Origin of the sequence: Mixta tenebrionis (assembly GCF_006517625.1) — a bacterium.
In the GTDB taxonomy this organism is placed as follows: Bacteria; Pseudomonadota; Gammaproteobacteria; order Enterobacterales; family Enterobacteriaceae; genus Mixta; species Mixta tenebrionis.
In genome coordinates, this window is sequence record NZ_VHQI01000006.1 from 22719 (window position 1) to 46153 (window position 23435).

At 54.5% G+C, this 23435-nt stretch carries 23 protein-coding genes; 11 read left to right on the forward strand and 12 right to left on the reverse strand.

Going from position 1 to position 23435, the window contains the following annotated elements:
- Nucleotides 1-4: 4 nt before the first annotated feature.
- Nucleotides 5-3055 carry a formate dehydrogenase-N subunit alpha gene (fdnG, locus tag FKM52_RS11035; protein WP_141176233.1) on the reverse strand — a complete coding sequence of 1017 codons (3051 nt, stop codon included), beginning with the start codon at nt 3053-3055 and terminating at the stop codon, nt 5-7.
- Nucleotides 3056-3442: 387 nt separating this feature from the next.
- Between fdnG and fdhD the strand changes: the two genes are divergently transcribed.
- The 5 genes from fdhD (at nt 3443) to FKM52_RS11060 (ending at nt 8053) form a co-directional block, all read left to right on the forward strand.
- Nucleotides 3443-4279: a formate dehydrogenase accessory sulfurtransferase FdhD gene (gene fdhD / locus FKM52_RS11040; protein ID WP_141176234.1), complete on the forward strand. Its 837-nt coding sequence runs from the start codon at nt 3443-3445 to the stop codon at nt 4277-4279.
- 367 nt (nt 4280-4646) lie between these two features.
- The gene (locus FKM52_RS11045) at nt 4647-4916 is read left to right on the forward strand and encodes a hypothetical protein (protein ID WP_141176235.1); all 270 of its coding nucleotides are present in this window, start codon (nt 4647-4649) and stop codon (nt 4914-4916) included.
- 444 nt (nt 4917-5360) lie between these two features.
- Nucleotides 5361-5639, forward strand: coding sequence for a hypothetical protein (locus tag FKM52_RS11050; protein WP_141176236.1), 279 nt, complete (start codon nt 5361-5363; stop codon nt 5637-5639).
- Between the two features lie 619 nt (nt 5640-6258).
- A complete protein-coding gene (gene sodA / locus FKM52_RS11055; protein ID WP_141176237.1) occupies nt 6259-6876 on the forward strand; it encodes a superoxide dismutase [Mn] in 618 nt (205 codons plus the stop codon).
- Between the two features lie 226 nt (nt 6877-7102).
- A complete protein-coding gene (locus tag FKM52_RS11060; protein WP_141176238.1) occupies nt 7103-8053 on the forward strand; it encodes a VirK/YbjX family protein in 951 nt (316 codons plus the stop codon).
- A gap of 19 nt (nt 8054-8072) precedes the next feature.
- Here the strand turns inward: FKM52_RS11060 and FKM52_RS11065 are convergent, their stop codons facing one another.
- The 6 genes from FKM52_RS11065 to FKM52_RS11090 form a co-directional block, all read right to left on the reverse strand.
- Complete coding sequence (locus FKM52_RS11065) at nt 8073-8435, reverse strand: YibL family ribosome-associated protein (protein WP_141176239.1); 363 nt, start codon at nt 8433-8435, stop codon at nt 8073-8075.
- 62 nt (nt 8436-8497) lie between these two features.
- The gene (gene mtlR / locus FKM52_RS11070; RefSeq protein WP_377088980.1) at nt 8498-9043 is read right to left on the reverse strand and encodes a mannitol operon repressor MtlR; all 546 of its coding nucleotides are present in this window, start codon (nt 9041-9043) and stop codon (nt 8498-8500) included.
- A 68-nt stretch (nt 9044-9111) separates the two neighbouring features.
- Nucleotides 9112-10260: a mannitol-1-phosphate 5-dehydrogenase gene (mtlD, locus tag FKM52_RS11075; protein ID WP_141176241.1), complete on the reverse strand. Its 1149-nt coding sequence runs from the start codon at nt 10258-10260 to the stop codon at nt 9112-9114.
- A gap of 90 nt (nt 10261-10350) precedes the next feature.
- On the reverse strand, nt 10351-12270 hold the full coding sequence (locus FKM52_RS11080; RefSeq protein WP_141176242.1) for a PTS mannitol transporter subunit IICBA: 1920 nt from the start codon (nt 12268-12270) through the stop codon (nt 10351-10353).
- A 486-nt stretch (nt 12271-12756) separates the two neighbouring features.
- Nucleotides 12757-13647: a dihydrodipicolinate synthase family protein gene (locus FKM52_RS11085; protein WP_141176243.1), complete on the reverse strand. Its 891-nt coding sequence runs from the start codon at nt 13645-13647 to the stop codon at nt 12757-12759.
- 147 nt (nt 13648-13794) lie between these two features.
- Nucleotides 13795-14676 (reverse strand): MurR/RpiR family transcriptional regulator, encoded by an 882-nt coding sequence (locus FKM52_RS11090; protein WP_141176244.1) that lies wholly within the window; start codon nt 14674-14676, stop codon nt 13795-13797.
- A gap of 327 nt (nt 14677-15003) precedes the next feature.
- Here FKM52_RS11090 and FKM52_RS11095 point away from each other — a divergent pair, with 327 nt between their 5' ends.
- From FKM52_RS11095 to nanQ, 4 genes are read left to right on the forward strand one after another with little or no spacing between them, the layout of a single operon-like run.
- Nucleotides 15004-16494, forward strand: coding sequence for an MFS transporter (locus FKM52_RS11095; RefSeq protein ID WP_141176245.1), 1491 nt, complete (start codon nt 15004-15006; stop codon nt 16492-16494).
- A gap of 50 nt (nt 16495-16544) precedes the next feature.
- The gene (locus tag FKM52_RS11100; protein ID WP_141176246.1) at nt 16545-17234 is read left to right on the forward strand and encodes an N-acetylmannosamine-6-phosphate 2-epimerase; all 690 of its coding nucleotides are present in this window, start codon (nt 16545-16547) and stop codon (nt 17232-17234) included.
- The gene (gene nanK, locus FKM52_RS11105) at nt 17231-18106 is read left to right on the forward strand and encodes an N-acetylmannosamine kinase (protein WP_141176247.1); all 876 of its coding nucleotides are present in this window, start codon (nt 17231-17233) and stop codon (nt 18104-18106) included. The genes FKM52_RS11100 and nanK overlap by 4 nt, the downstream gene beginning before the upstream one ends.
- Entirely contained in the window at nt 18103-18570 is a 468-nt protein-coding gene (gene nanQ, locus FKM52_RS11110; RefSeq protein ID WP_141176248.1) for an N-acetylneuraminate anomerase, read from the forward strand. The genes nanK and nanQ overlap by 4 nt, the downstream gene beginning before the upstream one ends.
- 157 nt (nt 18571-18727) lie before the next feature.
- Here nanQ and FKM52_RS11115 read toward each other — a convergent pair whose 3' ends face one another.
- From FKM52_RS11115 to FKM52_RS11130, 4 genes are all read right to left on the reverse strand, one after another.
- Nucleotides 18728-19444, reverse strand: coding sequence for a DUF3053 domain-containing protein (locus FKM52_RS11115; RefSeq protein ID WP_141176249.1), 717 nt, complete (start codon nt 19442-19444; stop codon nt 18728-18730).
- A gap of 738 nt (nt 19445-20182) precedes the next feature.
- Nucleotides 20183-20446, reverse strand: a complete 264-nt coding sequence (locus FKM52_RS11120; RefSeq protein WP_141176250.1) for a hypothetical protein — start codon at nt 20444-20446, stop codon at nt 20183-20185.
- Nucleotides 20443-20682 (reverse strand): helix-turn-helix domain-containing protein, encoded by a 240-nt coding sequence (locus FKM52_RS11125; protein ID WP_141176251.1) that lies wholly within the window; start codon nt 20680-20682, stop codon nt 20443-20445. Before FKM52_RS11125 ends, FKM52_RS11120 begins: the two co-directional genes overlap by 4 nt.
- 10 nt (nt 20683-20692) lie before the next feature.
- Nucleotides 20693-21277 carry a hypothetical protein gene (locus tag FKM52_RS11130; protein ID WP_141176252.1) on the reverse strand — a complete coding sequence of 195 codons (585 nt, stop codon included), beginning with the start codon at nt 21275-21277 and terminating at the stop codon, nt 20693-20695.
- 431 nt (nt 21278-21708) lie between these two features.
- Here FKM52_RS11130 and FKM52_RS11135 point away from each other — a divergent pair, with 431 nt between their 5' ends.
- A complete protein-coding gene (locus FKM52_RS11135) occupies nt 21709-22005 on the forward strand; it encodes an HTH-type transcriptional regulator (RefSeq protein WP_141176253.1) in 297 nt (98 codons plus the stop codon).
- A gap of 270 nt (nt 22006-22275) precedes the next feature.
- Here FKM52_RS11135 and FKM52_RS11140 read toward each other — a convergent pair whose 3' ends face one another.
- Nucleotides 22276-22860, reverse strand: coding sequence for an HD domain-containing protein (locus tag FKM52_RS11140; RefSeq protein WP_141176254.1), 585 nt, complete (start codon nt 22858-22860; stop codon nt 22276-22278).
- A 67-nt stretch (nt 22861-22927) separates the two neighbouring features.
- On the opposite strand from FKM52_RS11140, the gene FKM52_RS11145 reads away from it, so the two are divergent.
- A complete protein-coding gene (locus FKM52_RS11145; RefSeq protein WP_141176255.1) occupies nt 22928-23383 on the forward strand; it encodes a MarR family winged helix-turn-helix transcriptional regulator in 456 nt (151 codons plus the stop codon).
- The last annotated feature ends 52 nt before the right edge of the window (nt 23384-23435 follow it).

A 23435-nucleotide genomic window follows, 5' to 3' on the forward strand; every position in this document is an offset into this window, starting at 1 on the left:
TCCGTTACACCTTTTCCACGTTCACTAAGAATGCTTTATATTCAGGAGTTTGTGAGTTAGCGTCGCCAACGGACGGCGACAGAGTATTGGCTAAAAAGCCTTTCTGCGTGGCGCCTTCAAAGCCCCAGTGGCAGGGAACGCCGATAGTATCCACCTGTCTGCCGTCAATGGTCAGGCGGCGTAAGCGCTTCGTGACCACCGCTTTGGCCTTGATATAGCCGCGCTGCGAACTCACCCTGACGCTGTCGCCGGCGCTAATGCCTTTATCCGCCGCCAGCTCGGCGCCGATTTCGACAAACTGTTCCGGCTGGGCGATGGCGTTCAGTCGGGCATGTTTGGTCCAGTGTCGGAACAGCTCCGTGATCGAGTAGGTAGTGGCGACATACGGGAAGGCGTCCGCCTTGCCCAGCGTTTTGACATCGTGCGGGAAAATACGCACTACCGGGCTGTGCACCTGTTCCGGATGCAGCGGGTTAGTGGCGGTCGGACTTTCCATCGGCTCATAGTGTTCCGGGAAAGGGCCGTCGGCCAGTTTATCCAGCGCAAACAGGTGTCCCATGCCGTCAGGCAGCATAATGAAGGGACCGATCTGTTTCTCCGGCGCGGCCGTCAGCGGATAATCCGGTACGTCGTAGCCCTGCCAGCGTTTGCCATCCCACTCAATCAGCTTGCGCTGCGGGTCCCAGGCTTTGCCCTGCGGATCGGCCGAGGCGCGGTTATAAAGGATGCGGCGGTTAGCCGGCCACGCCCACGCCCAGCCGGAAATCGCTCCCAGACCTGACGGATCGGCATTGTCGCGGCGCGCCATCTGGTTGCCTTCCTGCGTCCAGCTGCCGGCGTAGATCCAGCAGCCGCTGGCGGTGGTGCCGTCATTGCGCAGTTCGGCAAAGGAGCTGATTTGCTGCCCTTTCTTCAACAGCAGCTTGCCGCTATCGTCGTAGATATCGGTCAGCGCCCAGCCGTTGCTTTCGCGCGCCACCTCTTCCGGCTCCGGATTGCTCGGATCGGTATAGTTCCAGCTCATCGCCAGCAGGGGTTCCGGCGCGGCGCCGCCTTCCTGGCGATAGCGCTCGCGCAGACGCAGGAAGATATTGCCGAGAATTTTACCGTCGTGCAGCGCTTCTCCCGGCGGTTCCGCCGCGGCCCAGTGCCACTGTAACCAGCGTGACGAGTTGGCTACCGAACCGTTTTCCTCCGCGAAGCAGGAAGAGGGCAGACGGAAGACCTCCGTTTGAATCTGCGCCGGATCGACATCGTTAAATTCGCCATGATGCTGCCAGAAGCTGGCGGTTTCGGTGCTTAGCGGATCGATAACCACCATATATTTCAGGCGGGAGAAGGCGCGAAACGCTTTGTTTTTGTTAGGGAAGGCCGCCAGCGGGTTAAAACCCTGAATAATGAAGCCGTTAAACTGCCCCTGCTCCATCATATCGGCCAGCGCCAGGCAGTCGTAGCTCTTATCCCATTTAGGCAGCCAGTCATAGCCCCACTGGTTTTCCGCCGTCGCGTTATCGCCGTAGAAGCTCTTCATCAGGCTGACGAAGAATTTATCGGTGTTCTGCCAGTAGTTAACCTGGCCTGGCAGCGGAGAAACGGGCGTCGCCTGCTGCAGATAGCTGGCAAGCGTGGTTTGCTTTTCCGAAGGCAGCGGCAGGTAGCCGGGCAGGCTCTGCGCCAGCAGGCCGAGATCGGTGTAGCCCTGAACGTTGGAGTGGCCGCGCAGGGCGTTGATGCCGCCGCCGGGCATACCGATGTTGCCCAGCAGCAGCTGGACGATCGCCGCGGTACGGATAATCTGCGCGCCGTTAGTATGGTGCGTCCAGCCGAGCGCGTACAGGAAGGTGGCGGTGCGATCGGGAACGCTGGTGCTGGCTATTGTCTGGCAGATAGCCAGAAAATCTTCTTTGGCGGTGCCGCACAGGCGGCTGACCATCTCCGGCGTATAGCGGCTGGCGTGTTTTTTCAGCAGATTAAGTACGCAGCGCGGATGCGTCAGCGTCATATCGCGTTTGGCCGCGCCGTTAGCGTCCAGCTCATAGTGCCAGCTGGATTTATCGTACTTCTGCGTCGCCTCATCGTAGCCGCTGAACAGACCCGCTTCAAAGCTGAAGCCTTCGCTGACGATCAGCGAAGCGTTGGTGTAGTGTTTGACATACTCGTGCTGGATATGGTCGTGCTGCAGCAGATAGTTGGTCAGGCCCATTAAAAACGCCACGTCGCTGCCGGCGCGCAGCGGGGCATAGATATCGGCGACCGCAGCCGAGCGGTTGAAGCGCGGATCGACCACAATTACTTTAGCTTTATTGTGGGTTTTCGCTTCGATGACCCATTTAAATCCAACGGGATGCGCCTCTGCCGGATTACCGCCCATAATCATTACGACGTTGGCGTTTTTAATATCGTTCCAGTTATTCGTCATCGCGCCGCGCCCGAAGCTGGGCGCCAGTGCGGAAACCGTGGGGCCGTGACAGAGCCGGGCCTGGTTTTCCAGGGCGACGATCCCTAAAGCGCGCGCAAATTTATGGTCGAGCAGGCCGGTTTCATTACTGGCGGCGGAGGAGCAGAGCATGCCGGTAGTGGGCCAGCGGTTTACCGTCACTCCCTGCGCATTTTTTTGCTGGAAGTTGGCGTCGCGGTCTTCTTTCATCAGGCGGGCAATGCGATCGAACGCCTCTTCCCAGCTGATGCGCCGCCACTCGTTTGAGCCTGGCGCGCGATATTCAGGATATTTCAGCCGCTGCTCGCTGTGGATGTAATCCAGCACGCCCGCGCCTTTGGGGCAAAGTGAGCCACGACTAACCGGATGATCGGGATCGCCTTCAATATGATAGATCGAAGAGATAGCGTTCTTTGCGCCGTCGCCGCGACTGTAAATCAGCATGCCGCAACCTACGGAACAATAGGTGCAATTATTGCGGGTTTCTTTCGCCCGTAAAAGTTTATATTCTCTGATGTTCGCAAGAGCAGCGGTGGGGGCAAACCCTAATAAACTCAAGGTCGTACCAGCCATGCCGCCCGCACAGATTTTGAAAAAACTGCGTCTATTAATATGCATAATATTTATTTTTTGCTCAAAGCATTGCCAGAAACAGGGAAAATAACAGCCTCAGAGGTTATTTTTTTGACCGTAATCAAAAAGTAATGGTTTTGTTATAAATATTAAGTCATTAATACTAAAGGGGTACATTCAGAAAATTTAATGATTTGAGCCATTAAATAATCGAAGTGTATCTTTTTACCGTTTATTTATATTAATGTAATTAGCGCTTTCAGCGTGCAAAGTAAAAGCTGCGCCGCCAGATAGCGTTTCGCATTTTTTGTACAGCGATTTCTTTGCGATGCACCGGTTGCAGGTTCAGAATTGCCAGGCAAATGCTGAAGTAATAAGCGGCTTAAGATTACCATCGAATTTGTGTGGCTGTTATAACCAGGTAGACGTAAATTGAACTCTGAAGATCAACAAAATTACGAAGCTGTGAGCAGCTTCACCGGCGCGAGCAAGGCGCTGGTTTGGCAGCGGGACGCGCTGACGCAATCCCGTAGCGACTGGCTGGCCGACGAGGTGCCGGTAGCGCTGGTCTACAACGGTATATCTCATGTCGTCATGATGAGCACCCCCAAAGATTTGGAAGCGTTTGCGTTAGGATTTTCGCTGTCGGAAGGGATTATCGTCGCGCCGGAAGAGATTTACGGTATTGATGTGGTGCCGGGCTGTAACGGCATTGAGGTGCAAATCGAACTTTCCAGCCGCCGCTTTATGGCGCTGAAAGAGCGGCGCCGGGCGATGGCCGGCCGCACCGGCTGCGGCGTATGCGGCGTCGAGCAGCTGAACGATATCGGCAAGCCGATTGCGCCGTTGCCATTCAGCCAGACTTTTGACCTCTCCCTGCTGGATAGCGCGCTGCGGCAGCTGAAAGATTATCAGCCGGTAGGGCAGCTTACCGGCTGTACCCATGCGGCGGCATGGATCGGTGAAGAAGGGCAGTTGGCCGGCGGCTGCGAGGATGTAGGGCGCCACGTTGCGCTGGATAAGCTGTTGGGCTACCGCAGCCGTAGAGGGTGGGCGCGCGGCGCGGCCCTGGTATCCAGCCGCGCCAGTTATGAAATGGTGCAAAAATCGGCCATGTGCGGCGTGCAGATCCTGTTCGCCGTTTCGGCGGCGACGCGGCTGGCGGTCGAAGTGGCGGAACGCAGTAATCTGACGCTGGTAGGCTTTAGCAAACCTGGACGCGCCACGGTTTACACTCATCCAAGACGGTTAATTAATAATTCACTGTAAGCTATTAACTATATTGTTAAAACCACAGGGAGAATATGTTTTTTCTCCCTTTCGGCCAGAACTATAACAACATGCCCCGTGCAATAAAATTCACCGATTGGGCTATTTTACCGCTAAAAAATAGTAATAGATCTATTCCGGTTATCGATCGGCAAAAATAAATGACTATTAAATAAATAGTCATTAAAAGTAATTCAATGAAAAAATAATAATTATAAAACGGCTGTATAGTCTTTTAAGATATTTACAGGTTGCTTCGGCTGTTTTTTTTAGTCTATTATTGGCGAGTGCAATACCCCTGCATGGATTTGTTTCGGGGTGGCGCATAAGTCATCACATTCAAGACTTTTAAATAAAAGGAATTAATATGAAAGAGCTTACCGCAACTGAAATTAACTCAGTTTCTGGTGGATTTTATTTCTCCGCGCCGTTTATCGGCGCATCAATTGGTAACGCAGTTGGTGATGGTGATACCTCTGCGATCCTGGCTGGCGCTGCTATCGCATCTATTGCGTTAGTACCGTATTGCCCGCTGCACTGGGGACTGGGTATCGTGTTAGGCTGTGCTGCTATCATCGTTAAGATTATAGATTGCAACAACCCTGATCCGGAACCGAATCCGGAACCGATTGGCTAAGTTTTTTTAGTCACTCTGTTACTACTAATAGCTCCGATATAAAGGAGCTATTTTTTTAGTAAATTAACTATATTCTTTGATTACCGATAAGCGTAAAACGGCAATACCTGAACATGGTCTATATTTTGTAGCTTATTATTCCGTTAGTAATAAAACTATTTTGTAGTGAAAACCATATTCAATAAAGCGATGTTCTGCTGACAGGAAAACAGAGTAATTCATACCAGTTTAAAAAAGAAATCTGATAAACAGAACGGTGGTATTAATTAAATGAGATCAGGCGGCAGAGATAATAGTACTTATTCTAAAAGATAACGATTTTGTAAATAAGTGATTTGAGCGCCCTGTTGCTTATTTACTTTTTTGTCAGAGTGGTGCTCATAATAAAAAGAAGTGCATAGTATAAATTTGAATAACATTGGGATTTAATTAAAAGGAGTTGTCATGAAAGAATTAAATGCGGTTGAAATAAGTGCAGTAAATGGCGGCTGCTATGGCGGCGGTTACTACGGTGGTGGTTATGGCGGCGGCTATGACTGCAATATCTCCTTCTCGCTGGACTCTATCTTTAATATGGTGTTCAACATCGTTAACGTCAGCGTCAATGCGGCGGTGAGCATTATTAACGTGGTTTCCAACGTGATTATCAACATCGTTAATAATATTCCGGGCAAAGATTGCGAGCCGTGCCCGTGCCCGCCGAACAATGATCCGCTGGGCTAAGGCGTAGCCTTCCAGTATGTGTTAACTAGCCCCGGTCATACGGGGCTATTTTTTTGCCTGTCGTTAGCCCGCTGATGAGCCAGCGGCGGCTTTTTTAACCTTTACCGACGGCGGCGGCGCCGCGGATTTGACGATCCGTGCGTTTTGCGCCGCGCTAAAGACGGGCATTTTTCCAGGATAAGACGGCAAAAACCGCCGGCAGGTGATGCGTAACGAGCGCGCCCCGGAAGCGGCTAACAGCGCGCAAGGTTGCCGACAATTATGGCGTTCAGCTGAGCGCCAGCAGGGATAACACGCCGCCGCAGCGCGCTGGCGCAGGGCCTGGCCGTGCCTGTCGCCGTGCGATTTTTCGCCGCAGCGCCGCTGCTTAAACAAACTTAAAAGAAAGGCAAATCGCTTTTTATTTATCAATGGGTTACGATGATTTTACGGCGGTTGTGCTTTTTGTTGTTCGGCCTTTGCAAATAAAGCATGAAGTCACCGTATCTGGTATAACCTTATAACCAGAAGGGTGATGATAACCCTTTTTTCGATCACTAATTTAACTATAATGATCCAACTGCTTACGCGGTGCTTACAACCAACAGGCGCCGCCCTACAATAAATGGAGATGATGAACATGAGTTATTCACTGCCATCCCTGCCTTACGCATACGACGCACTGGAACCGCATTTCGACAAGCAGACGATGGAGATTCACCACACTAAACATCACCAGACCTACGTCAACAACGCCAACGCGGCGCTGGAAGGCACCGAATTCGCTAACCTGCCGGTAGATGAACTGATTACCAAACTGGATCAGGTGCCCGCAGAGAAAAAAACCGCGCTGCGCAATAACGCAGGCGGCCACTACAACCACAGCCTGTTCTGGAAGGGCCTGAAAACCGGCACCACCCTGCAGGGCGAACTGAAAGCGGCTATCGAGAAAGATTTCGGCAGCGTTGAGAAGTTTAAAGAAGAGTTTGAAAAAGCGGCGGCAACCCGTTTCGGCTCCGGCTGGGCATGGCTGGTGAAGAAAGGCGATAAGCTGGCGGTAGTCTCTACGGCCAACCAGGACAGCCCGCTGATGGGTGAAGCGATCTCCGGCGCTTCCGGCTATCCGATCCTTGGTCTTGACGTATGGGAACATGCTTACTACCTGAAGTATCAGAACAAACGTCCTGACTACATCAAAGCGTTCTGGAACGTGGTCAACTGGGATGAAGCGGCGGCGCGTTTCGCTAATGCCAAATAATATCGCTAATTAAAGCGTTATTAAGCGGCCGGCAGGGCGTTAACCCTGCCGGCTTTTTTATTTTAAAAAGACTTTTCATTGAGCTTCTGTTTAATATGATTGTGAAATATAGCCAGAAAATAATGAATATTTCCTAAACGCTGATTTTATTGGTGTGATATTAACTTTCTGTTGATATTTCTCGACTTATTATTTGTGCATGTTCTCCTGATATTAATAAATAATAATGTCTACTATTACTGACAGCTCAATACCAGCAAGCTCTACCGGATCGCTTTTTTTCCAACTGGCCCGCGGCACATTTAAGCCAAATAAGCTATGGGCGTGCCGGCGTTTTCGCGCCAAGTTTTTATTGCGTTCGCTAGCCTGGCCGGTTACCACTTTTTCCTATATGCAACGAATGTCGCAGCTGCCTGCTATGCGGCAGGCGCTTCATATTCAGGGTTTGCTGCCCGCTAAAATTCATCGCCCCTATCTGTGCGCCAGCTTTAGCGTAAAGCAGCGGGCGCAGGCGCTGCTGGATCATTATGAGGCGGTGCAGCAGCTGTCGCCGCCGCTTCGTCAGCTGCTTTTATCACCGGTTACTCAGCTGGCGGCATCCCTGCGGGGCAAAAACGAGGAGCGCTTTGATATCTCCTGCAGCACCGGACGCTTCGATCGCGAAGGCGAAGTCTCGCTGGTGCTGAGTTACAACGGCACCGCTATCGCCTCGCTCTCTTTCTCTTTTCTGCGCGAGGCGGGGCAGCTGGGGCTGTTAATCGGCGGATTGCAGGGGCCGCGTAAAACGGTGGATGCCGGGATCATTCGCGAGGCGACCAAAGCGGGCCACGGCATCTTCCCGAAACGGTTGCTGATGGAAACGCTGTTCTATCTTGCCGCCTGCTGCCAGGTGCAGTGGATTCAGGCGGTCGGCGATACGACTCACGTTTTCCGCAGCCTGCGCTATCGCCACAGTAAAAAAGAGGTGTTCCACGCCAGCTACAGTGAGTTCTGGCTGTCGCTGAGCGGCCAGGCGCTGGCGGACGGGCGATATCAGCTGCCGCTGGCGATGCCGCGTAAGCCGCTGGAGGAGATTGCCAGTAAGAAACGCGCCGAATATCGTCGTCGCTATGAATTTATGGATACGCTGGAACAGCAGCTGTCGGAAGTGGTGGCCGGAGGCGTCGGCCGGGCGTAGTCCTTACCCGGCCAGCCAGTCAGAACGGTTTTGGCGCAAAGCCGGTCATCTCTTTCAGGTCCATTTCTTTGCCCAGCGCGGTCATGGGATGCACTACGACCAGGCCGCGCACGCTTTTCTTCAGCGCGCCCATATTCGCCTGCTCTTTTTTGGTGATGACGCGATTAAACGGCAGCTTTTGCAGCTTCTGCGCTTCTTTGCTCAGCTTCTCTACGCGGACGTTGCGCAGACGTTCAATCTCGGTGGTCAGCGCTTCTTTTTCTTTCAGCAGCGCGCCGAGCTTTTCCGCATCGCCTGATTCCAGCAGCGCTGGCTCTTTACGATTAAGTATATCCAGCTGATCGCTGAGGCGCTTGATTTCGGCTTTTTCCTGCTCTTTCATGCTTGTTACCTGTACTAATGATTAACCAGTATGATACACGAAAAGCGGGCAGGGCGCGGAGCTTACTTTTTGAAGGCCTGCTTCAGACTGATACGGGAAATCAGCTCCGTCAGGGAAAGCACCATTGTGGATCGCAGCACCTGCTGATAACGCTGCTGCTGCATGGCGCGTAGCTGCGCATCGTCATCTGAGAAATCGGGGCGGGGCGGCCAGGCGCTGACGCAGTGCAGCTCGCCGAACGGGCCTAATATCTCGTCGTCGCTGAAGCGATATTCCGTGCCGTCATGATTCAGCTCTTCGCGCAGCGCCATCAGCAGCTCGCAGTCTTCATATTCCTGACGGCTGATAACGCCCAGGCCATAAATCAGCTTCAGCCGCACCGAAAGCTCGCCCAGCGGGCCGTTGCCCAGCAGTAACGGTTCGACGGCATATTTCACCGCATAGTCATCCTTGCGAAATACCTGAATCACCAGCAGATTGACCGCCTCGCTCAACAGCTCTACGGCGGCAATCAGGAAGCTTCTTACCGAGCGTCCGGCATTCAGGCGTTCCAGCACCTGATTTTCAAAAGCCTGCTTCTCTTCCATTGTTGCCTGTACATTTATCATTCTGCGCGGGGGCACGGTCAGGCCGTGCCCTTGTTGCTCACCGTTAAATGCCATCGGGAGCGTGCGCATTATGGCATTGCGTCATAGGCCTTAACCACTGCGGCAACCACTTCGCTGTTGATATCCAGTCCGGAAATCTGCGCCAGCGCCGCCTGCGGGCCCGATTTTTCCAGCAGCGTCGCCAGTTCCTGCGCCTGCGGATCCTGCTCGCTACGATAGCGCATTGCGGCGGCAATACCTTTGACCAGGTTAACATGTGGCAGCTGATACTCCAGCGTGCCCAGCGTCGGCTTGATTAAACGATCGCCCGCGCTCAGCTTACGCAGCGGCTGGCGGCCGACGCGCTCCACATCATCCTTCAGGTAAGGGTTTTCAAAGCGTCCGAGGATCTTTTCGATATAGGCGGCATGTTTTTGCGCATCGAAGCCGTAGCGTTTGATCAGCACCGCGCCGCTCTCCTGCATTGCGCCCTTCACTACCGCGCGCACCGCCGGATCGAGAATCGCGTCGCGGATGGTCTGATGACCCGCCAGCTGACCAAGGTAGGCGGTAATGGCATGGCCGGTATTGAGGGTAAACAGCTTACGTTCAACAAACGCCATTAGATTGTCGGTCAGTTCCATGCCGGGAATAGAGGGCAGCGGCCCTTTAAACTGCGTTTTATCGACGATCCATTCGCTAAAGGTTTCCACGGTTACCTCCAGCGGATCGCTGCTGTCCGCATCGCCCGGCGGCACGATACGGTCAACGGCGGAATCGACAAAGCCGACATGCTCTTCTACCCAGGCATGGTAGCTTTCCGGCAGCGCGGCCAGCACATGCTGTTTCAGCTGGCTGGTGCCGCGCACCATATTTTCACAGGCGATGATGTTCAGCGGGCGGGCATTAGCGCTATCACTGCGTTTGGCCAGGCCGCGTGCGATGCTGTCAGCGATGCGCGCCAGAATCTGCGGGCCAACCGCCGTGGTAACGATATCAACCCCGGCAATCAGCGTGACGACTTCGTCGCTGGTACTGTTAACCGCGCTGACGCCGGTGACGGTTTCTACCTGCTCCTGTTCGCCCACTACCCGTACCGGATACTGGCGACGGGCGTTTAACGCCTCCAGCACCGCCTGGTTAACGTCTGCGAAAACCAGCTCAATACCGGCATCCGCCAGCAGCTTGCCAATAAATCCCCGCCCGATATTACCGGCGCCGAAATGTAATGCTTTCATCGTTGCAATACCTTTAAAAAAAAAGAGGGGCAAGTCCGCCTTGCCCGGATAAGGGGCCGGGCAGAGCGGCCCCTCAACGTAGAGGTCAGCTTAGGCCGGTTTGCCGGTCAGCAGATCCAACACTTCCTGTACGCTGGCGGTATTGGCCAGACGTTCAATGACGCTCTCATCATCCAGCGCATTGGTCAGGCTGGTAATCACCTGGATATGCTCGTTATTGCGGGCGGCGATGCCGATTACCAGACGAGCGATATCGTCCTGCTCTTCACCAAAGCGCACGCCCTGCGGATACTGGCAGAACACCACGCCGGTTTTCAGCACGCGATCTTTCGCTGCCACCGTGCCGTGCGGTACTGCAATGGACTCGCCCAGGTAAGTGGGCGTCAGCTTCTCACGCTCCAGCATGGCATCAATATATTCAGGCTCAACGTAGCCGCCTTTTACCAGCTGCTCGCCGGCGAAGCGAATCGCCTCCTCTTTCGTGGCGGCGCGCTGGCCGAGAAAGATATTGCTCTCGCCCAGTTTAAACAGGTTAGCCTCGCCGCTGTCATAGCTGTCGCCAAGCGTGGCGTTTACTTTTTCGCGAAGCTCGGCGCTGCGCTGCGCTTCCACCAGGCGCGCGGTCAAATCGCCGTACAGCCCGCTGTCGAGGAAGTTATTCAGCGAAATATGCTGCGCGTGCGGCGCCTGGCGCATGGCGCGTTCAGTCAGATCGCGATGGGTAATCACCAGATCGACGTCGCCCGGCAGCGCGTTGATCGCGGTATTGGTAACGGAAATCTGGCTCAGCCCGGCATCCTGTATTTTTTTACGCAGCACGCCTGCGCCCATGGCGCTGGAGCCCATTCCCGCATCGCAGGCGACGATAATTTTACGCACGTGACTCAGATCGCCGTTCGCTGCGATATTCGCCGCCGCGCCCGCCTGGCCTTTAGACTGCGCCTTCATATCCTGCATACGGCGCGTTGCCGCTTCGATGTCGTCGTCGTCTTTCGCTTTGCTGGTTTTCAGCAGTACCGCAGAAACCACGAAGGAAACCGCAAAAGCGGCCACGATAGCGGCAATATTGGCGAAATAAGCGCCTTTGGGCGTCATTGCCAGTACCGCGAGGATGGAACCTGGAGAAGCCGGAGAAACCAGGCCGCCGTTCAGCAGCGTCAGGGTGAAGACGCCGGTCATGCCGCCGAGGATCACTGCGATCAGCAAACGCGGCGCCATCAGTACGTACGGGAAGTAGATCTCATGGATGCCGCCGAGGAAATGGATAATCGCCGCGCCGCCTGCGGACTGCTTCGCATTGCCGCGGCCAAAAAACATATAGGCGACCAGTACGCCCATGCCCGGACCAGGGTTAGCCTCAATCAGGAAGAAGAGCGATTTACCGGCTTCGCTGGCCTGCTGGATGCCCAGCGGCGAGAAGATGCCGTGGTTAATGGCGTTGTTCAGGAACAGAATTTTCGCCGGTTCAACAAAGACCGAGGTCAGCGGCAGCAGGTTGTGCTGCACCATCAGGTTGACGCCGGTAGCGAGAATATGGGACAGGCCTTCTACCAGCGGGCCGATGGCGAGAAACGCCACAATGGCCAGCAGCATGCCGATAATACCGGCTGAGAAGTTGTTAACCAGCATCTCAAAGCCGCTTTTGATTTTGCCGTCAATCGCCCGGTCAAAGGAGCGGATTGCCCAGCCGCCCAGCGGGCCAGCAATCATTGAGCCGAGAAACATCGGCATATCCGCGCCCACGATCACGCCCATAGTGGTGATAGCGCCCACTACGCCGCCGCGATCGCCGCCTACCAGCCGTCCGCCGGTATAGCCAATCAGCAGCGGCAGCAGGTAGGTGATCATCGGCCCAACCAGTTTCGCCAGCGTTTCGTTAGGCAGCCAGCCGGTTGGAATAAACAGCGCGGTGATGATACCCCAGGCGATAAAGGCGCCGATATTGGGCATCACCATATTACTCAGAAAGCGACCAAAGCTTTGAACCTTGACCTTGACTGATGAGGACATAAAAACACACCCCTTATTGTTACGCGCCGGGAAATAAGAGAGCGCGTGATTTTGTTAAGACGTTACGGCGGGGAGCCGTCGGATTACTGTATGCAGGCGGACTCTAGCACGCGTTTATCACGCTGCGTAGTGAGCGTGCTGAAGTGATTAAGATCACAATTAGAGGTAGAAGGAAGGGCTGTTTTTAGTGAAACAGATCACAGAAAAGCACGGAGAGAAACGCTTTTGCTGCGGATCGGCGGGAAAAAAGCGCTGTTTATTGTGATTTTTATCACGCTTTTTTGCGGTATGTTTCTGTCAGAAATGTGATTTAAATCACAATAAACTTTTGGGCGAAAATGCGTCGGATCACACTTTATCCTGGCACGAAAAAAGCGTGATACGTTATCGCAGCTAATTTTTAATCGTTTTGGCGTAGCGTTGTCGGGGAGCGGCATCCGGGCGGAGAGGGAAGGGATAGCCCGGATGCCGTGAAGCTAGTGGCGATTAAATAAAGTCGGCGCTGCGGAAGGCCGCCAGCGCGTCGCGTTTTTGTTCTGCGGTCATCGGACGCAGCGGACGGCGCGGATCGCCGACGTCAATGCCGTGCAGCTGCATCGCCAGCTTTCCGGCCGCGACGCCGCCGTACTGAACCAGAACGCGAATAATCGCGATGACTTTATCCATACAGGCGGCGACATCCTGATGATTGCCCTGTCTGAAGCTGTCGATCAGGCGGTGATAGAGCGGCGCCGCGTAGTTATAGGTGCTGCCTACCGCGCCAACGGCGCCGCAGGCTAACCCCGCCGGTAAGAATTCATCCACGCCGAATGGAATATCGAACTGGCCGTTATTAACCCGCAGGCAGCGCTGGTACTCATACATGTCACTGGAGTTAAACTTCATCCCGGACAGATTGGGGATTTTATGCGCCGCGGCCAGCAGGAACTGCTCCATATCCAGGCTCAGGCCCGACATGCCGGAGTGGTAGTAGTAAAAGCCTTTCGACGGCGCTGCGGCGGCGATAATGCGGCAGTATTCCACCAGATCGTCAACGGTAGAGGGTTTAAAGAAGCAGGGGCCGATCACCGACGTGGCGAAAATATCCAGCGTTTCAGCATGACGGCTTAGCTCCAGCGCATCGGCGATGCTGAGCGCGCCGGTATGCAGCGTAATGCTTAATTGACCCTGGCTTGCCGCAACCCAGCGCTCGGCAATTTTTTTACGCTCTTCCACGGAACAGTGGATGCCTTCCCCGGTTGTCCCACAGACGTAAGCGCCTTTAACGCCCTGGCTAATCAGATGTTCGGCAATCCGATCGATAACGGGATAGTTTACTTCGCCGTTCGCATCAAAAGGCGTGTGGGGAGCAGCAATAAGTCCTGTTAACTTGGTCATGTAAACCTCTAATGGTGTTTTTCTTCTTAAATTAATTTAATTTGAAGTATTACTCCATGTTAGGGCGTAACCCTGCCGGTTGCAACCGGATAGCGGCAGGGAGAAAAACGGGAGTATCAGAGTGTGATGGGCCGCACTAAATTCGCCCTATTTGAGCATGGACAGCGCATCCATCGTACGCAATTTATTGGAGCGGGCGGTTTCCGGAGCCTTCTGCACCAGCAGCGTATAAATGAGATCGAGGACGAAGAGCTGCGCCGTCTTGGTGCCGATAGAGTCTCCCTGCAGGCGTCCCTGACGGTTGCCGTTAATCAGGGTGAAATCCGCAACTTTACTTAATGGCGATCCCAGATTGTGCGTTAAAGCGACGGTGGTGGCGCCCGCCTGCCTGGCGAGGCTAAGGGCGTGAATAGTTTCCGGCGAATGGCCGGAATGGCTGATGCCGATAGCGACGTCGCCAGCCTTAAGCAGTGCGGCCTGCATATACATAAAGTGATTATTGGTTAAGGCATCGACGCGCAGCCCGATTCGCATCAGCTTGTGCTTCATCTCCTCGGCGGTCAGCCCGGAGGCGCCGACGCCGAAAATATAGGCGCTGTTGCTGAGGTGCAGCGCCTCAACCACGCGTTCAACCTGCTGCATATCCAGCAGGTTGAGCGTTTCTGAGAGTACGGTCGAAATGGCGCCCTGCAGCTTCAGGCCGATGGTGTGCGCGTCATCGCTCTCCTGAATTTCGGCATCCAGCAGCGTGCTGTTGTCATCGCTATCGGTCATGGCCAGCTCAATGGCCAGCTCCATTTTGAAGTTCTGAAAGCCTTTATAGCCCAGAAGCCGGCAGAAGCGGATCACTGACGCTTCGCCCGCGTTTACTTCCTCTGAGAGATCGGCGATGGAAAGCTGAGTTACCCGGTGAGGGGAGGCGAGCACATAGCGTGCGATGCTTTTCCCGACGCGGGTCATACTGTTCTGCATCGCTCCCAGAGTATCAAGTATTTTCCCGGCTTTAACCGGCGAAGTCGGCGTCGTCATCTCTTCCTTACTGTTTACGCGATTATTGGGCGTTCATGATGGGACTCAGCCCATCGTCAGGCAATCAGAATTGCAAAAAAACGGTGTGGCGGCTGAGTATATCCTGAGCAGTAAAAATATATTACCTCTCATCATGTGAGTCAGATCGACTTTTTTCATTTCCATACACCCGATGTCCATGACCCTATTCACAGATTTCATGAAATACTCTTGTGGTGTTTAACTTCTAAAAAATAGAATAATTGGAGTTTAGCTTCATTTGGCTGCAGGATACCTTCCCGTTTCGGCCCTACCGCATAAACGCTTTGCTCATCACAGGAGAGCAATATGAGTAGAACAATAAGTACCACGCCATGGTATAGGCACCTCAATAAGTCGCAGTGGCGGGCGTTCTCCGCTGCCTGGCTTGGCTATTTACTGGATGGCTTTGATTTCGTGTTAATTGCTCTGGTACTCACTGAAGTACAGAGCGAGTTCCAGCTCACCACCGTACAGGCGGCGAGTATTATCTCTGCGGCGTTTATCTCGCGCTGGTTCGGCGGCCTGCTGCTGGGAGCGATGGGCGACCGCTATGGCCGCCGCCTGGCGATGGTCAGCAGTATTATTCTGTTCTCCGTCGGCACGCTGGCCTGCGGCTTTGCGCCGGGATACACCTCAATGTTTATCGCCCGGATGGTGATCGGGATGGGGATGGCTGGCGAGTATGGATCCAGCGCTACCTATGTCATTGAAAGCTGGCCGAAACATTTGCGCAACAAAGCCAGCGGCTTCCTGATTTCCGGCTTTTCCGTCGGCGCCGTTTTGGCGGCGCAGGTTTACAGCCTGGTGGTGCCCGTCTGGGGCTGGCGCGCCTTATTCTTTCTCGGCATCCTGCCGATTATTTTCGCGCTGTGGCTGCGTAAAAATATTCCGGAAACCGAAGACTGGGAAGAGCGCCAGACGAAAAAAACGCCGGTGCGGACGATGGTGGATATTCTCTATCGCGGCAAATACCGCGCGATGAATTTGGTGATGACGCTGGTTGCGACGGCGGCGCTATGGCTCTGCTTCGCCGGGAACCTGCACAGCTCTCTCGCGGTAATTGCGCTGGCGCTCATCTGCACGGCTATCTTTGTCAGCTTTATGGTGCAGAGCAGCGGAAAACGCTGGCCGACCGGCGTAACGCTGATGGTTATTGTACTGTTCGCTTTCCTCTATTCCTGGCCTATTCAGGCGCTGCTGCCTACCTACCTGAAAAGCGAGCTGGCGTACGATCCGGCGACGGTGGCGCAGGTGCTTTTCTTCAGCGGTTTCGGCGCCGCCGTCGGCTGCATCGTCGGCGGCTTCCTCGGCGACTGGCTGGGTACGCGTAAAGCCTACGTTTACAGCCTGCTGGCCTCGCAGCTACTGATCATTCCCGTTTTTGCCCTCGACGGCTCCAGCATCTGGGGCCTGGGCATCCTGCTCTTTTTCCAGCAGATGCTGGGTCAGGGCATCGCTGGCATCTTACCGAAGCTGATAGGCGGTTACTTCGATACCGACCAGCGTGCTGCCGGTCTGGGCTTCACCTATAACGTCGGCGCCCTGGGCGGCGCGGCGGCGCCGGTTATCGGCGCGCTGGTTGCGCAGCATCTGAGCCTGGGCGCCGCGCTGGGTTCGCTCTCCTTTGGATTAACGTTTGTGGTGATCCTGCTGATTGGCCTGGATATGCCCTCCCGCGTACAGCGCTGGATTCGCCCGGAAGCGTTACGTACTCATGACGCCATTGATGGCAAGCCATTCAGCGGCGCGATTGTTCGTAACGACAAAGCGGATGTCCCGCTTTGCAGTAAACACTAAATTAACGCGTCCGGCGCTGTCGGGCGCAAACTGAAGTAAGGGTGAGCGCTATGTTGTTATTTGATACTTTGGATGCAAAGGTTAAAGAATTGGGTGGTCTTATTGTTTCCTGCCAGCCGGTGCCGGGCAGCCCGTTAGATAAACCTGAAATCGTTGCGGCGATGGCGCAGGCGGCGGTACAGGCGGGCGCGGTCGCAGTGCGTATTGAAGGCGTTAACAATCTGAAGGCGGCGCGTGAACTTATTTCAGTCCCCATTATTGGCATCATCAAGCGCGATCTGCCGGATTCGCCGGTACGCATCACGCCGTTGCTGGATGATGTGGATGCGCTGGCGCAGGCGGGCGCGGATATTATCGCTTTTGACGGCACGGAACGCCCGCGTCCGGTCAGCGTGGCGGCGATCATTGAGCGGATTCACCAGCAGGGCTGCGCGGCGATGGCGGACTGCTCCAGTCTGGAAGACGGCACGCAGTGCCACCTTCTCGGTGCGGAAATCATCGGCACGACGCTGTCCGGGTATACCACGGACGTAGTGCCGGAAGCGCCCGATTTCCCGCTGGTGCGGGCGTTGAGCGCTAAAGGCTATCGGGTAATTGCCGAAGGGCGGTTTAACTCTCCGGCCCTCGCGGCGCAGGCTATACAGCACGGCGCCTGGGCGGTAACCGTCGGTTCCGCGATTACTCGTCTTGAACATATCTGTCAGTGGTATCGCGACGCGCTGGCCGGGGCTGCGGTATGACAACGCTGGCGATTGATCTTGGCGGCACGAAGCTGGCCGCCGCGCTGATTGACGCGCAGCGGCGCGTGCTGGAGCAACAAACGCTGCCGACGCCGGCCGGCAGAACGCAGGCGGCGCTGACGGATGCGTTAAGCGCGCTGGTCGCGCCTTTCGCCGGGCGGGCGCAGCGGGTGGCGGTCGCCTCTACGGGAATTATTCGCCACGGCGTGCTCACGGCGTTAAACCCGGATAATCTCGGCGGCCTGGCGCAGTTTCCACTAACGCAAACGCTGGCGCGCCTCACGGGTCTGCCGTGCCTGGCGGTGAACGATGCGCAGGCGGCGGCCTGGGCCGAATATTGCGCTCTGCCTGCCGGGGTAAGCGATATGGTGTTTATCACCGTTTCAACGGGCGTGGGCGGCGGCATTATCTGTAACGGTAAGCTCCTGTCCGGGAAAGAGGGGCTGGCGGGGCATATTGGCCATACGCTGGCCGATCCGCACGGCCCGCGCTGCGGCTGCGGGCGTACCGGCTGCGTGGAGGCTATCGCATCCGGCAGGGGAATCGCCGCGCTGGCGACTGACGATCTGCAGGGCATGACGGCTAAAGCGATTTTTGCCCAGGCGCAGAACGGCCATCCGCAGGCGATGTCGTTAATCCGCCAGTCGGCGAAAACCATCGCCCGGCTGATTGCCGATATCAGGGCGGGCTATGACTGCCAGTATGCCGTGTTGGGCGGCAGCGTCGGGCTGGCGCCTGGCTATCTGGATCTGGTTACGGCATATCTGGCGCAGGAGCCGGCGGTCTATCACACCACTATTACCGCCGCACGCTATCAGCATGATGCCGGCCTGCTGGGCGCGGCATTATTAGCAGAGGAACAAGCATTATGATTATTGGCGATATTCATCATCCGGAATGCGCGGGTCTCTCTCCCGTCCTGCTGCAGGCCGTGAGGCTGGCGCTAAAGATGCAGCCGCAGCAGTGCGAGCCTGGGCGCTATGATTTACAGGGCGATGAGATTTATATGAACGTCATGCGCTTCGCCACGCAGCCGGCGCAAAGTAAAAAAGCGGAGCTGCACGAAAAATTTATTGATATTCAGATCCTGCTGGAAGGCGACGAGACCATCCATTACGGCGTGGTCGGCAGCGCCCGCGAGTGTGAAGCGTGGCATAAAGAAGAGGACTATCAGCTGTGCGCAGCCATTGCCGGGCAGCAGCAGGTGGCGCTGAAGCCCGGTATGTTCGCTATTTTCTTTCCTGGCGAGCCGCATAAGCCGGGCGTGCAGGGCGCGCAGAGCGCTGAGATTAAAAAAACGGTGATTAAGGTTAATCACGCGCTGGTGGCCGGATAACGTAGCGCCGCCTGCCGGGCAGCGCTCTGGCGGCACGCTATGATTATTATCCGCAAAGATAGCCGCCGGTACGCCTGGCGAGCAGGCCGGCGTAAGCGCCAGCCGGCGCTTATCAGGATGTTAAGGCGTCGTCGTTGCCGCACGACGCCTCCGGCTGTTACTGGAAGCCGCCCTGTACGGCGCTTTGCGCCTGCGTCAGCGCCTGCGCTTTAGCCGCAACGTTGCTTATCAGCGTATTGTACTGGCTTGCCTGCTGCTGGGTAGGAAACTGGACGCCATTATCGTTAAAGCTGACGCGCGCCCCCTGCTGTTGCAGGAAATCGCCCGCCTGCACCACATCCTGACTCAGCGACTGCAGGGCCGGCAGCAGCGGCATCAGCGAGGCGGCTGGCTGCGTAACCACCCTGGTATAAATTCGATCGTAGACCGCTTTTAAGTCATCGGGCTGCCTCAGCGTTGCTTTGCTGCCGTCTGCCTGATTTTTCGCGTTCTGAATCTGCTGCGCCAGCACGCTCAGCGTGCCGCTGGCCTGGCGCAGCGTATCGCGGTGGGTCAGGTAATCCTGCGGAATGCGAATCGCGGACAGCTCATCCACCACCGGACGCAGTCCCTGATCCACCGCTTTATTCACCTGCTGGGAAAAGTTATAAATAATGGCGTAATCGTTGGCATAGTTGCCAAAGCGTTGCTTCTGGTCTTCACTTAGCGCAGGCAGATGCTCACCGCTGCGCATTACGGTATTCTGTAAAAAGTCGCTAAAGGCCTTGCGCTGATCGCCTTCTTTATCACCGCAGCCGACAAGCTGCGTCACAACCAGCAGCGCGGCCAACGGTAGCCACAGACGCATCCAGACGCGGGAAATTCCGGTCGCCATAGCGTTTACTCCTGTAAATTAATGAACTATCTGTTTGATTAAGCAGCATAGCTGCTCCCCTTGAGATGCCTAAAGCATAGTTCAATGCGTTCAGGCTGAATATACCTGGCAATAAATTAACGGACCGGGCTGGCGGAAGATAGCCTGATTTAGCCGCCGCGCCAAAAAAGAGCGCAACCTTACCCAGGCCGGCTGGCTATTCGCCGCCGGCGCCGTAGTAAAACAGGAGAAGCCGACGTTTAATTGCTCAACAGATAATTAACCGCTGGTTGTATGTTATCAACGAAGCCGGCGCTTATCAGGAAGACGACGTCAGCCAGGATGAACAGGGATAGCGCGACTAAAAATGGAGCGGAGGTTACCCCTCTTTTTTATTCATGCCGCGCCAATAATAAACCAGATGGTTTCTCTGCTTTACATTAATAATATAACTTTTGTCTAATGGGGCGTTTAAAGGAGAAACGTATTTATCAAAATAACAAACCCGGCCGCTTTTCCGCTACGCTCCCGGCAGATTAATGGTATCGACATGTCCGGCGCTTATCCTGTTTCTATATTTTTCCGGGGAGTTTTTTCGGATTATTTCTACAGTTTCTTTCCTTTTTCTGTCGTATATATTTTATCGCGGTACGGATTAAGAACCAGAGCGAACCGCCGCCGGGAAATGCCACGCGGGACAGGCAAAGAAGTTATTTCATAAATCAGCTTTCGCCGCAGTTCAGGTTAAATTTTTTATTATCAGAAATGCATCGGGAAAGAGACACCTATATAATCTGGATCGGGGCGCTGAGCGCGATCGTAACAGCGGACGCGCGTCGACTTGCTTGTTTTATTGCGCGCGCTGGAAACGCAGTCGTTATAGCGTTCAGCATTGCTGCGCTCGTCGCCATGCAGGCGCGGCGTGGCGTTTTTATCAGTTGGGTAGCTATCGCCCAGCTCCCAGCCCCTTTCGCTGCTGCATCCCGCCAGCAAAAGTAAGCAAATCACAGCGATATTTTTCATGCTTGCTCCTTATCATCGTTTTCTTCGTCATCGTCTTCGGTATAAATTAATATATCGCCAGGCTGGCAATTCAGATGTTTGCATATCTGATTTAATGTTTCCAGGCGGATACCTTTCACTTTGCCATTTTTAAGCAGCGACAGGTTTTGTTCATTGATGCCAATTAGCCTGGAAAGCTCTTTGGAACTTATCCCCCTTTTAGCGATTAAAACGGTCAGATTAATAGTTATTGCCATAGTTCCTGCTTCAGATAATTAAACTGTTTTCATCATCTATAATTTTTGCCCTGCTCAAAATCATAGAGAAAGTATATATAGAAAGACCGACAATAAACGAACGGGTTTCCTCTGCGCTTATACCATAGGATAAAATAAACACCGGTTTGCCTTTCAGGGTAAAAGCCAGCATTTGCAACGTATCTTTAAGCGCCGGAAAACAGGCATCAAAAATAATCAGAATACTTATCGTCTTCAGAAGATTTATATTGATTTTGTCCCAGAAAATATTCATACGAAACCGGTTAAATATTACTGCGCCAAGGATTAACGCCACATAGTAAGGTATAAACCCGATATAATCCAGCGTTAAGGTAATGCTGTATATTAGTTTGCCGCCGACGGGGTAAAGATGCAGTTCGGGATAATATTCACTGTAGCCCTGATAAATTTTTTGAAAAGCCCGATCGTGGAACCAGTCGATCTGCATAATCCATAGTTCTACCAGCGAACTGGCTACCAGCAGCAGACTGACCAACACGCACAGGCAACGAACTTTCCCCGGCAGGCCATAGCCTGCGGCAGAGGCCGGCTGAATCATTTCCGTTTCTTTCATTTGTTATTACTCCATGTGAAGAGAATATTATCGTATAACGATAATTTATTATCGTCAAACGATAATAATCGCGCTATTTGCGCAGCCTGCCCGGCGCTGTTATTAATGGGTTCGACGGCAAAAAAACTAACTATCAATGAGTTAACGCAAGAAGCCCGTCGCCGTGTAAAGCCAGGATGACGCTTAAGCGAGCCAGAACCGCCAGCGTCAGCCGCAGCGGGCTGCGCCGCTGCCGGCGCGCAGCAAGATCGAAAAATAGTCGCAGATCGGGCAGCAAAATGCCCACGATCGTCTAATACTTAAATTCCCGATTTATGTTGCACTGTCCTGCCCTGTTTACCTTTGCAACAAACCGGCATTCTGAGCCTGGGTCTCAGGCTCTTATCTCTGTTCTCTTTCACGTTGTTCATAGTGAGTTTTAGGAGTTTGCTATGGAAGTAAAAGATCCCATGGTTGAGTTACTCAGCAGTCTTGAGCAAATTGTATTGACACGGAACGTTGGTGGTACGTTGACAGCGCAGCAAGAAAAAACGGTTTCACTGCCCGAACCACAGCGCCTGCGCGAAATGACCGGTATGAAAATTGATGAATTTGCCCGCGTGATGGGCGTGAGCGTCTCTTCGGTGAAAAGCTGGGAAGCGAGACGCACCCGCCCATCAGGCAGCGCACAAAAGCTTATGCAGCTGCTGCATTCGAACCCTTACCTGGGCCGCCAGCTGCTTGACTGATCGTATTGCCAGCAAAACAAACCCGCCGCCCGGCGGGTTTTTGTTATCAATTTTAAACCACCTGCTGTGGCGGTGGCGATGGTTTGTCCGCGATAAACCACTTCCTGCGGCTGGCGATATAGTCCGTTTTCAACCCCGTTTAGCGGCGTAGCGATATAGCCCGCTTTACATCGTCCTCTCTTAACCTCTTCTGAGCCTGCAATAGCGCCTCGGCCAGCGCCAGCCTCAGACAGCGCGCGGTAACTTCCCTGCCGCAGGCGCCGGGCTTGTTTACTGTGCATACTTCGCCGCCTGACGCTGAAACCAGGCCTCCGGCACGTTATAAGGGCGCTGGCGCAGCTGCGCGATACCCTGGGCGATAGTGGCCTGCGCCTGCTGCCAGAGTGTGGCATCGCCGCGCTGCAGCAGCCCGATCTGCACCTGTTTTTCCACCAGATAGATGCGGGCGAAATGCGCATCGTACCGCACGATAGCGCGGGTGTTATCGATAATATCCGCCAGCTTAATGGTCTGCGCCTGCGGCGAGGCGTCGGCGGTATGACGAAAGTGCGCTACCTTGCGCGCCGCGCGATTTTTTGCCTGCGGCTGCTTGCTGTCGGTAAGCATCGCTACCAGCGCCGCGACCTCGTCGCCGAACTGGCGTCTGATATCGTCCAGCGTGGTGCCGGTATCCTCCACGGTATCATGCAGCCAGGCGGCGGCAAGCATCGCTTCGTTATTGGTTACGCTGCGCACCAGTTCAACCACTGCCGCCGGATGGACGATATAGGGCTCGTCGGTATATTTACGGCGCTGCCCGGCTGCGGCATGCACCTCCGTGGCGTAGCGTCTTGCCTGTTCTTCCAGTGACTGCATGGCTGGCTCCTGTGCTTCAGCGACATATTGCTTGCAATTATGTAGTGCGCTATCTATATTGTCACGCATGAAACCGCAAGATGATAAAAAAATCCTCAGCGCGCCGCTGCTGCTGGATAACCAGCTCTGCTTCGCCCTTTACTCAGCGAACCTGGCGATGCATAAGCTCTATCGCCAACTGTTGACGCAGCTCGAACTCACCTATCCGCAATATCTGGTAATGCTGGTGCTGTGGCAGCGCGACGATGTGACGGTGTCTGATATTGGCGAGCGGCTGTTTCTTGATTCCGCCACGCTGACGCCGCTATTAAAGCGTCTGGAGGCGGCGGGCATGGTTTCACGCCGGCGCTCGCGGCTGGACGAGCGCCAGGTGGTGGTGACGCTGAGCGCGGCAGGGCGTGCGCTACGGGAAAAAGCCTTAAGCATTCCTGAATCCGTGCTCTGCGCTATTGACTGCGATCCAGAGGCGCTACAGGCCCTTAAGGCGCAGCTGGATCGGCTGCGTGACAACCTTATCCGCTAGCGTCTTACAGGTCAGCCGCTGGTAAAGGCGGCTGAACAGGCTAAAATTTATC

What these genes read in the sequence shown, in the direction of transcription:
- fdnG (WP_141176233.1), bottom strand. Translation starts at nt 3,055, where the DNA reads ATGCATATTAATAGACGCAGTTTTTTCAAAATCTGTGCGGGCGGCATG.
- FKM52_RS11045 (WP_141176235.1), top strand. Translation starts at nt 4,647, where the DNA reads ATGAAAGAGCTTACCGCAACTGAAATTAACTCAGTTTCTGGTGGATTT.
- FKM52_RS11050 (WP_141176236.1), top strand. Translation starts at nt 5,361, where the DNA reads ATGAAAGAATTAAATGCGGTTGAAATAAGTGCAGTAAATGGCGGCTGC.
- sodA (WP_141176237.1), top strand. Translation starts at nt 6,259, where the DNA reads ATGAGTTATTCACTGCCATCCCTGCCTTACGCATACGACGCACTGGAA.
- FKM52_RS11060 (WP_141176238.1), top strand. Translation starts at nt 7,103, where the DNA reads ATGTCTACTATTACTGACAGCTCAATACCAGCAAGCTCTACCGGATCG.
- FKM52_RS11065 (WP_141176239.1), bottom strand. Translation starts at nt 8,435, where the DNA reads ATGAAAGAGCAGGAAAAAGCCGAAATCAAGCGCCTCAGCGATCAGCTG.
- mtlR (WP_377088980.1), bottom strand. Translation starts at nt 9,043, where the DNA reads ATGATAAATGTACAGGCAACAATGGAAGAGAAGCAGGCTTTTGAAAAT.
- mtlD (WP_141176241.1), bottom strand. Translation starts at nt 10,260, where the DNA reads ATGAAAGCATTACATTTCGGCGCCGGTAATATCGGGCGGGGATTTATT.
- FKM52_RS11080 (WP_141176242.1), bottom strand. Translation starts at nt 12,270, where the DNA reads ATGTCCTCATCAGTCAAGGTCAAGGTTCAAAGCTTTGGTCGCTTTCTG.
- FKM52_RS11085 (WP_141176243.1), bottom strand. Translation starts at nt 13,647, where the DNA reads ATGACCAAGTTAACAGGACTTATTGCTGCTCCCCACACGCCTTTTGAT.
- FKM52_RS11090 (WP_141176244.1), bottom strand. Translation starts at nt 14,676, where the DNA reads ATGACGACGCCGACTTCGCCGGTTAAAGCCGGGAAAATACTTGATACT.
- FKM52_RS11095 (WP_141176245.1), top strand. Translation starts at nt 15,004, where the DNA reads ATGAGTAGAACAATAAGTACCACGCCATGGTATAGGCACCTCAATAAG.
- FKM52_RS11100 (WP_141176246.1), top strand. Translation starts at nt 16,545, where the DNA reads ATGTTGTTATTTGATACTTTGGATGCAAAGGTTAAAGAATTGGGTGGT.
- nanK (WP_141176247.1), top strand. Translation starts at nt 17,231, where the DNA reads ATGACAACGCTGGCGATTGATCTTGGCGGCACGAAGCTGGCCGCCGCG.
- nanQ (WP_141176248.1), top strand. Translation starts at nt 18,103, where the DNA reads ATGATTATTGGCGATATTCATCATCCGGAATGCGCGGGTCTCTCTCCC.
- FKM52_RS11115 (WP_141176249.1), bottom strand. Translation starts at nt 19,444, where the DNA reads ATGGCGACCGGAATTTCCCGCGTCTGGATGCGTCTGTGGCTACCGTTG.
- FKM52_RS11120 (WP_141176250.1), bottom strand. Translation starts at nt 20,446, where the DNA reads ATGAAAAATATCGCTGTGATTTGCTTACTTTTGCTGGCGGGATGCAGC.
- FKM52_RS11125 (WP_141176251.1), bottom strand. Translation starts at nt 20,682, where the DNA reads ATGGCAATAACTATTAATCTGACCGTTTTAATCGCTAAAAGGGGGATA.
- FKM52_RS11130 (WP_141176252.1), bottom strand. Translation starts at nt 21,277, where the DNA reads ATGAAAGAAACGGAAATGATTCAGCCGGCCTCTGCCGCAGGCTATGGC.
- FKM52_RS11135 (WP_141176253.1), top strand. Translation starts at nt 21,709, where the DNA reads ATGGAAGTAAAAGATCCCATGGTTGAGTTACTCAGCAGTCTTGAGCAA.
- FKM52_RS11140 (WP_141176254.1), bottom strand. Translation starts at nt 22,860, where the DNA reads ATGCAGTCACTGGAAGAACAGGCAAGACGCTACGCCACGGAGGTGCAT.
- FKM52_RS11145 (WP_141176255.1), top strand. Translation starts at nt 22,928, where the DNA reads ATGAAACCGCAAGATGATAAAAAAATCCTCAGCGCGCCGCTGCTGCTG.